Origin of the sequence: Pseudomonas sp. NPDC089547 (genome assembly GCF_050280665.1) — a bacterium.
GTDB lineage: Bacteria > Pseudomonadota > Gammaproteobacteria > Pseudomonadales > Pseudomonadaceae > Aquipseudomonas.
In genome coordinates this window covers 1-1,380 of sequence record NZ_JBNNVS010000111.1, presented here as the reverse complement: position 1 = coordinate 1,380, position 1,380 = coordinate 1, and the positions used below count along the sequence as shown (strand labels likewise).

Genomic DNA, 1,380 nt, shown 5'->3' with positions numbered 1-1,380 from the left:
CACCGCCTGGCGCGACGATGCCAGTTGCTGCTCTACCGAGCGCGTGGCGAATGTGCGCGCAACATCTCCGGTGTTGTAGGTGCCCACCTGGATAGCCCGGTGAACATTGCTTCGAATGCCATGACGCTATCTCCGGCTTACAACGGCTTTGTAACGAACAGGCCATCTTCGTGGCCTTCTTCCGACCCGCCGTAGACCTGCTCGGCCACAGTGCGGATCTTGCTGCCGCGGGCAGCGAGAATCTGGTCCATGGCACCGGCGAACCAGCCGGTGAACATGTAGTCCACCTTGCGGCCGCATTTGCCGTACACATACACGAACGCCGAGTGCTTGAGCTTGACGCTGCAGGTGCCTTTGTCCAGGTCGATGTCCTGGATCTCGAACAGGCCCCAGCCACGCTGGCTCAGGCGCTTCATGTAGTGCTCGAACACCGCCACGCCTTCCAGGCCATGGCACTCGGCTTCTTTCTCACACCAGTGCCAGGCGGACTTGTAACCGGCCTTGTAGAGGATCTCGGCGTAGGCGTCGGCGCCCAGCACTTCCTCGATGCCGATGTGGTTGTTGACGAAGAAATGGCGCGGTACGTACAGCATCGGCAGGGCGTCGCTGGTCCAGACACCGGTCTCGCTGTCGACTTCGATTGGCAATTGCGGGGCGATCTTGGCCATGGAAACTCAACTCCATAAAATTTTTATGTGGGTGCCCCGGCGTTGCTGGCAGGGGCTATCAGGCTTGGAGAGCGGCTTACTCGCCCCAGACGTCCTTGAGGACGTTGACCCAGTTCTCGCCCATGATCTTGCGTACCACGCGCTCGGAATGGCCGCGCTTGAGCAGGGTTTCGGTGAGGTTGGGGAATTCGCCGACAGTGCGGATGCCGAGCGGGTTGATGATCTTGCCGAAGTTGGTCAGGCGACGGGCGTAGCCCTTGTCGTGGGTCAGGTACTCGAAGAAGTCCTGGCCGTGGCCCTGGGTGAAGTCGGTACCGATACCGATGGCGTCTTCACCGACGATGTTCATGGTGTATTCGATGGCTTCGGCGTAGTCGTCGATGGTGGAGTCGATGCCCTTGGCCAGGAACGGCGCGAACATGGTCACGCCAACAAAGCCGCCATGGTCGGCGATGAACTTCAGCTCTTCGTCCGACTTGTTGCGCGGGTGCTCTTTCAGGCCCGAGGGCAGGCAGTGCGAGTAGCACACCGGTTTTTTCGATTCGAGGATGACTTCTTCGGAGGTTTTGGAGCCGACGTGGGACAGGTCGCACATGATGCCGACGCGGTTCATTTCCGCCACGATCTCGCGGCCGAAGCCCGACAGGCCGCCGACACGCACGTAGCAACCGCTACCCACCAGCTTCTGCCTGATGTAGCACATCTGCACGAT

General features: G+C 60.4%; 2 protein-coding genes. Both read right to left on the bottom strand.

The features are described from left to right. Positions 1-137: 137 nt before the first annotated feature. Positions 138-668: a DUF5943 domain-containing protein gene (locus tag ACQKPZ_RS28180; RefSeq protein ID WP_008091518.1), complete on the bottom strand. Its 531-nt coding sequence runs from the start codon at positions 666-668 to the stop codon at positions 138-140. A gap of 76 nt (positions 669-744) precedes the next feature. After that, the coding region (locus ACQKPZ_RS28175) for a membrane dipeptidase (RefSeq protein WP_427544558.1) at positions 745-1,380 on the bottom strand (636 nt) is incomplete at its 5' end.